Here is a 7,585-nt window from a genome sequence, read left to right as displayed (position 1 = left end):
CCGAGAAGTTCGACAAGACCCGCGAACTACGCGTCAGCCACGCCTTCCACTCCCCCCTCATGGAACCCGTGCTCGACGAGTTCCGCACCACCCTCGCCGAACTCACCTTCCACACCCCCACCATCCCCATCGTCTCCACCCTCACCGGCAAACCCGCCACCACCGCCGAACTCACCGACCCCGACTACTGGACCCGCCACGCCCGCCACACCGTCCGCTTCCACGACGCCCTGGACACCCTCCGGGCCAAGGGCGTCACCACCTTCCTGGAACTCGGCCCCGACGCCGTGCTCACCGCCCTCGGGCGGGACGGCGCCGACGGCGGCGACGAGGCCTTCGTGCCGGTGCTGCGGCGCGACCGGCCCGAGGTGCGGAGCGCCGTGACGGCCCTGGCCGCACTGCACGGGCGCGGGGTGAAGGCCGACTGGGCGGCGTTCTTCGCCGGCTCCGGCGCCCGCCGGGTCGACCTGCCCACCTACGCCTTCCAGCGCCGCCGGTACTGGCTGGACGCCGCGCCCGCCGCGGGGGCGGCCGCCGACCCGGCGGACGCCTCCTTCTGGCAGGCCGTCGAGCAGCAGGACCTGACCGCGCTCGGCGCCAGCCTGCGGCTGGCCGAGCAGGAGCGGCAGTCGCTGGCCGGGGTGCTGCCCGCGCTGTCCTCCTGGCGGCGCGAGCGCCAGGACCGCTCGCGGCTGGACTCCTGGCGCTACCGCGTCGAGTGGCAGCGGCTCGCCGACCCGGCCGCCCCGCCCGCGCTGGACGGCGACTGGCTGGTCGTCCTGCCCGCGGGCCGGACGGAGGAGGAGTGCGGCGGTGCGCCGGCCGCGCTGCGGGCCCGCGGCGCCGGGGTGCTGACCGTCACGGCGGCCGGGGGCGAGGACCGTGCCGCGCTGGCCGCCCGGCTGGCGGCTGCCGTCGGGGAGCGCCGGCCGCGGGGCGTGCTGTCCCTGCTGGCCCTGGACGAGCGGGAGGCCCGGCCCGGGGTGCCGGCCGCGCTGGCCGACACCGTGCTGCTGCTGAACGCCCTGGACGACGCCGGGCTGGACGCCCCGCTGTGGTGCGCGACCAGGGGCGCGGTGGCGACCGCGCCGGGCGGGCCGGTCAGCCCGGCACAGGCGCAGCTGTGGGGCCTGGGGCGGGTGGCCGCGCTGGAGTGCCCGGTGCGCTGGGGCGGCCTGGTGGACCTGCCGGAGGCTCTGGACGGCAGGGCCGGTGACCGGCTGGCCGCGGTGCTGGCGGGCGGGTCCGGCGAGGACCAGGCCGCCGTCCGGGCGGACGGGCTGTACGCGCGCCGCCTGGCCCGGGCGGCCGGCGGCACGGCGGGCCGGGAGTGGCGCCCGCGCGGCACCGTCCTGGTGACCGGCGGTACGGGTGCGCTGGGTGCCCGGATCGGGCGCTGGCTGGCCGGGAACGGCGCGGAGCACGTGGTGCTGACCAGCCGTCGGGGCGGCGAGGCCGCCGGGGCGGCCACGCTGGAGGCCGAGCTGGCCGGCCTGGGGGCGCGGGTCACGGTGGCCGCCTGCGACGTCGCGGACCGCGCGGCGCTGGCCGGGCTGCTGGCGGAGCTCGGCCCGCTGAGCGCCGTGGTGCACGCGGCCGGCTCGGGCGCGATGGGGCCGCTGCGCGAGCTGGACGCGGACGCGCTGGCCGCGGCCGGCGCGGCCAAGGTGACCGGCGCCGCACACCTGGACGAGCTGCTGGACGGCGTGGAGCTGGACGCCTTCGTGCTGATGTCCTCCGTCGCCGGGGTCTGGGGCGGCGGCGGCCAGGCCGCGTACGGTGCGGCGAACGCGTTCCTGGACGCGCTGGCCGAGCGGCGCCGGGCGCGCGGCCTGCCGGCCACCTCGGTGGCCTGGGGCCCGTGGGCCGGGGACGGCATGTCGGCCGGGCAGGAGGAGCCGCTGCGGCGGATGGGCCTGGGCGCGCTGTCGCCGGACCTCGCGGTGGCGGCCCTGCGGCAGGCGCTGGACCTGGACGACACGGCCGTGACCGTCGCCGAGGTGGACTGGTCGCGCTTCCAGCCCGGCTTCACGGCCCTCCGGCCGAGCCCGCTGCTGGGCGCGCTGGCCGAGGTGCGGGAGTCGGCGGCCGCCGAGGAGCGGCCCGCGGCCGCCGACGGCGGCGCCTCGGCGCTGCGGGCCGAGCTGGCCGCCCTGCCCGTCGCCGAGCGCTCCCGCTCCCTGGTGGAGCTGGTCAGCGGCCTGGCGGCGGAGGTCCTGGGCCACCCCTCGGCCGAGGGGATCGACGTGGTCCGCCCGTTCCAGGAGCAGGGCTTCGACTCCCTGACGGCGGTCGAGCTGCGCGACCGGCTCACCCGGTCGACCGGGGTGCGGCTGCCGAGCACCCTGCTGTTCGACCACCCGACCCCGGAGGCGGTGGCCGCCCGGCTGCTGGGCGAGGTGCTCGGCGAGGACGCTTCCTCGCCCGCCCCGGCCCTCGGCCCGGTGGACGCCGAGGACCCGGTCGCGATCATCGGGATGAGCTGCCGCTACCCCGGCGGGGTGGCGAGCCCCGGCGAGCTGTGGCAGCTGGTCGCCCAGGGCCGGGACGCCGTCGGCGGCTTCCCGCAGGACCGCGGCTGGGACACCGCCGCGCTGTTCAGCGACGACCCCGAGCAGCCCGGCACCTGCTACGCCTCCGAGGGCGGGTTCCTGTACGACGCCGCCGGGTTCGACGCCGCGTTCTTCGGGATCAACCCGCGCGAGGCGCTGGCCACGGACCCCCAGCAGCGGCTGCTGCTGGAGACCGCCTGGGAGGCCTTCGAGCACGCGGGCGTGGACCCGCAGTCGGCGCGCGGCAGCCGGACGGGCGTCTTCACCGGCATCTCGTACCACGACTACGCGGCCCGGTTCACCACCGTCCCGCAGGAGGTGGAGGGCTACCTGGGCAACGGCAGTTCGGCCAGCGTCGCCTCCGGCCGGATCGCCTACACCCTGGGGCTGGAGGGCCCGGCGGTGTCCGTGGACACCGCCTGCTCCTCCTCGCTGGTCGCCCTGCACCTGGCGGGCCAGGCGCTGCGCTCCGGCGAGTGCTCGCTCGCCCTGGCCGGCGGTGTCGCGGTGATGTCGACGCCGGGTTCGTTCATCGAGTTCAGCCGCCAGCGCGGGCTGGCCCCGGACGGCCGCTGCAAGGCCTTCGCCGAGGCCGCGGACGGCACCGGCTGGGGCGAGGGCGTGGGCATGCTGCTGCTGGAGCGGCTCTCCGACGCCCGCCGCAACGGGCACCCGGTGCTCGCGGTGCTGCGCGGCAGCGCCGTCAACCAGGACGGCGCCTCCAACGGGCTGACCGCCCCCAACGGGCCCTCCCAGGAGCGGGTGATCCGCGAGGCGCTCGACCGGGCCGGGCTCGCCGCCGCCGAGGTGGACGTGGTGGAGGCGCACGGCACCGGCACCCGGCTGGGCGACCCGATCGAGGCCCAGGCGCTGCTGGCCACCTACGGCCAGGACCGCGAACTGCCGCTGCTGCTCGGCTCGTTGAAGTCCAACATCGGCCACACCCAGGCCGCCGCCGGCGTCGGCGGCGTGATCAAGATGGTCGAGGCGATGCGCCGGGGCACCGTCCCGCGCACCCTCCACGTGGACGCGCCGTCCTCCCAGGTGGACTGGACGGCCGGATCCGTCGAGCTGGTCACCGAGCAGCGGGCGTGGCCCGAGACCGGCCGCCCGCGCCGGGCCGGCGTCTCCTCCTTCGGCGTCAGCGGCACCAACGCCCACGTCATCCTGGAGCACGCTCCGCAGGAGCAGCCGCCGGCCGCGCCGGCCGGCCGCCGCACCCTCCCGTTCCTGCTCTCGGCCCGTACCGACCAGGCCCTGCGCGCCCAGGCCCGCCGCCTGCACGAGCACCTGGACGCCGCCCCGGACACCGACCCGGCGGCCCTCGGCCGCTCGCTGGCCACCGGCCGCGCGCAGTTCGCCCACCGGGCGGCCGTGGTGGCCGCCGACCGTGAGGAGCTGCTGGCCGCCCTGGCGGCGCTCGCCCAGGGCGGGCCGGCCCCCGAGCTGGTGCGCGGCACCGTCGCCGCGGGCCGCACGGCCTTCCTGTTCACCGGCCAGGGCGCCCAGCGCGCCGGGATGGGCGGCGAACTGTACGGCGAGTTCCCGGTGTTCGCCGCGGCCTTCGACGAGGTCTGCGCGGAGCTGGACCGCCACCTGGAGCGGCCGCTGGCCGAGGTGATCGCCGAGGGCGGCGAGCTGCTGGACCGCACCGGCTGGACCCAGCCCGCCCTGTTCGCCGTCGAGGTCGCCCTCTACCGCCTGGTGGAGTCCTGGGGCGTGCGGCCGGACTTCCTCGCCGGGCACTCCGTCGGGGAGCTGGCCGCCGCCCACGCGGCCGGCGTCCTCTCCCTTCCCGACGCCGCCCGGCTGGTCGCCGCCCGCGGGCGGCTGATGGAGCGGCTCCCGGCCGGCGGCGCGATGGTGGCCGTGGAGGCCGCCGAGGCCGAGGTGCTGCCGCTGCTCGGCGACGAGGTGGCGGTGGCCGCCGTCAACGGCCCGCGGGCCACCGTCCTGGCGGGGCCGCAGGAGGCCGTCCTGCGGATCGCCGCGGACCTCGCCGCGGCCGGGCACCGCACCCGGCGGCTGCGGGTCAGCCACGCCTTCCACTCGCCGCTGATGGACCCGATGCTGGCGGAGTTCCGCGCCGTCGCCGAGTCGCTGACGTACCGGGAGCCGCTGGTCCCGGTGGTCTCCGGCACCGGCCGCCCGGTGGCCGCCGAGGAGCTGTGCACGGCGGAGTACTGGGTCGGCCAGATCCGCGCGGCCGTCCGCTTCGACGCGGTGTTCCGGCGGCTGGCCGCCGAAGGCGCGACCAGGTACCTGGAGCTGGGCCCGGACGGCGTGCTGACGGCGATGGGCCGGGACTGCCTGGCCGGGACGGACGCCCCGGAGGGCAGCGCCCTGCTGCCCGCGCTGCGCCGGGACCGGCCGGAGGCCGCGTCCGTGGTCCGGGCCGTCGGCGCCCTGCACACCCTGGGCGCCGCGGTGGACTGGCCGGCGTTCTTCGCCGCCGCCGGGGCCCCGGCCGGCCGCCTGGAGCTGCCCACCTACCCCTTCCAGCGCGAGCGGTTCTGGCTGGACGGGCCCGCCCCGGCCGCCGACCCGGCGGACGCCGCGTTCTGGGAGGCCGTCGAGCGGCAGGACGTGACCGCGCTCGGCGCCAGCCTGCGGCTGGCCGAGGAGGAGCAGCGCTCGCTGGCCGGGGTGCTGCCCGCGCTGTCCTCCTGGCGCCACCGCGAGCGGGCCGGTTCGCGGCTCGACTCCTGGCGCTACCGGGCCGCCTGGCAGCGGCTCCCGGAGCCGCCGGCCGGCCCGGCCGCGGGCAGCTGGCTGGCGGTGCTGCCCGCCGGGGCCGCCCTGCCCGCCGCCGAGGGCGCCCTGACGGCGCTGGAACGGCACGGCGCGCGGGTGCTGCGGGTGCCCGTCGGCCCGGAGGGCCTGGACCGCGCCGCACTGGCGGGCCCGCTGCGCCGGGCCCTGGACGGCACCGCGCCGACCGGCGTGCTCTCGCTGCTGGCCCTCGCGGACGGCGCCGACGAGCAGGCCGTCACGGCCGGCGCCGTGGCACTGCTCCAGGCCCTCGGCGACCTCGCCGTGGACGCCCCGCTGTGGTGCGCGACCCGGGCCGGCGTGTCGCTCGGCGAGCAGGTCGCCGAGCCCGCGCAGGCCGCGCTGTGGGGCCTGGGCCGCGCGGCCGCGCTGGAGCACCCGGACCGCTGGGGCGGCCTGGTGGACCTGCCGGAGGAGGTCGACGGCCCGGCCGGGGCCCTGCTGGCCGCGGCCCTGCGGGGCACCGGCGGCGAGGACCAGCTCGCGGTGCGGCCCGACGGCCTGTACGGGCGGCGGCTGCTGCCCGCGCCGGCGGCGCGCCGCGGCGAGGCGCCCGGCTGGGACGGCGACGGCACGGTGCTGGTCACCGGCGGCACCGGTGCGCTCGGCGCCCGGCTGGCCCGGCACCTGGTCGCCGAGCACGGCGTGCGCCACCTGCTGCTCACCAGCCGCAGCGGCCCCGACGCCCCCGGCGCCGACGGCCTCGCCGCCGAACTGACCGCCCTCGGCGCCACCGTGACCGTCGCCGCCTGCGACGCCGCCGACCGCGAGCAGCTCGCCGCCCTGCTGGCCGGCATCCCCGCCGAGCACCCGCTCACCGGCGTGGTGCACGCCGCCGGGGTGCTCGACGACGGCGTGATCGACGCGCTGACCCCCGAGCGGCTGGAGACCGTCCTGCGGGCCAAGGCCGCCTCGGCCCGCCACCTGCACGAGCTGACGCTGGAGCCGAAGCCGGCCGCCTTCGTGCTGTTCTCCTCGTTCAGCGGCACGCTCGGCGCCCCCGGGCAGGCCAACTACGCGGCCGCCAACGCCTACCTGGACGCCCTGGCCGAGCAGCGCGCGGCCCTCGGCCTGCCCGCCACCTCGGTGGCCTGGGGGCCGTGGGACGAGGGCGGCATGGCCGCCGGGGGCGAGGTGCTGGAGCGCGCCCGGCGCACCGGGGTGACCCCGCTGCCCCCGGCCGCCGGGCTGGCCGCCCTGGACGCCGCGCTGGCCCAGGGCGACACCGCGGTCGCCGTGGTGGACGTGGACTGGTCCCGGTTCGCGCCGGGGTTCGTCGCGGCCCGGCCCAGCCGGCTGCTCGCCGGGATCCCGGCCGCCCTGGCGGCGGCCCCGGGCCCGGAGGCCCCGGCCGGGGCGGCCGAGGACGGGAGCGCGCTGGCCTCCCGGCTGGCCGGCGTCCCGGCGGCGGAGCGGGAGCGGATCCTGCTGGAGCTGGTCCGGGGGCTCACCGCCGAGGTGCTCGGGCACCGCGGCCCGGAGGCGGTGGAGCCCCGCAAGGGCTTCCTGGAGCTGGGCTTCGACTCGCTGACCGCCGTCGAGCTGCGCAACCGGCTGGGCGGCGCCACGGGCCTCGGCCTGCCCTCCACGCTGCTCTTCGACCACCCGGACCCGGTGGCGCTGGCCGCCCTGCTGGCGGAGCGTCTGGCCCCTGCGGCGGACGCCCCCGCGCAGGCGGACGTGTTCGCCGGGCTGGACGCCCTGGAGGCCGCGCTCACCGGCGCCGAGCTGGACGACGAGGACGGCCGCAGGGTCACCGCCCGGCTGGAGACCCTGATCTCCAAGTGGCGCGAGTTCAGGGGTGCAGGGGTGCCCGTCAGGGGTGTCCCGGCCGCGGGTGCGGCTGCCACTGTCGATGCGGACCTCGAACTGCAAGCCGCGTCGGTGGATGAGGTGCTCTCCCTGATCGACGCGGAATTCGGCCTCTGAGCGGTCAACGCTGCCTGGTGGAAGGTGTGCAATGCGGACGGATGACAAGGTCGTCGATTACCTCAAGAAGGTGACCGCAGACCTGCGGCGGACGCGGCAGCGCGTCCGCGAGCTGGAGGCCGCGGAGCACGAGCCGATCGCGATCGTCGCGATGGGCTGCCGCTTCCCCGGCGACGTCCGCACGCCCGAGGACCTCTGGCGGCTGCTCGCCGAGGGCCGGGACGCGGGCGGCGGGCGGCCCCCCGCCCCCGGGGGGGGCCCCCCCCGCCGGCGCGGGCGGAGCGCCGCCGGCCCCCGGGGCGCGGTCCGCAGCCCGGGGGCGGGCCAGTTCC

1 protein-coding gene and 1 pseudogene are annotated in these 7,585 nt (G+C 78.9%); both read left to right on the top strand.

The genetic code is table 11. The features are described from left to right. Window positions 1–7,253: type I polyketide synthase (locus tag ACH5AR_RS32195; protein WP_396305058.1), on the top strand; the 7,253-nt coding region annotated here is incomplete at its 5' end. A gap of 31 nt (window positions 7,254–7,284) precedes the next feature. After that, window positions 7,285–7,486, top strand: a pseudogene (locus ACH5AR_RS32190) (polyketide synthase docking domain-containing protein); the annotation flags it as partial. Window positions 7,487–7,585 lie beyond the last annotated feature (99 nt).

Source organism: Kitasatospora sp. NPDC018619 (genome assembly GCF_044391605.1).
In the GTDB taxonomy this organism is placed as follows: Bacteria; Actinomycetota; Actinomycetes; order Streptomycetales; family Streptomycetaceae; genus Kitasatospora.
The sequence above is the reverse complement of the archived record's forward strand: the minus strand, read 5'-3'. Positions and strand labels throughout refer to the sequence as shown.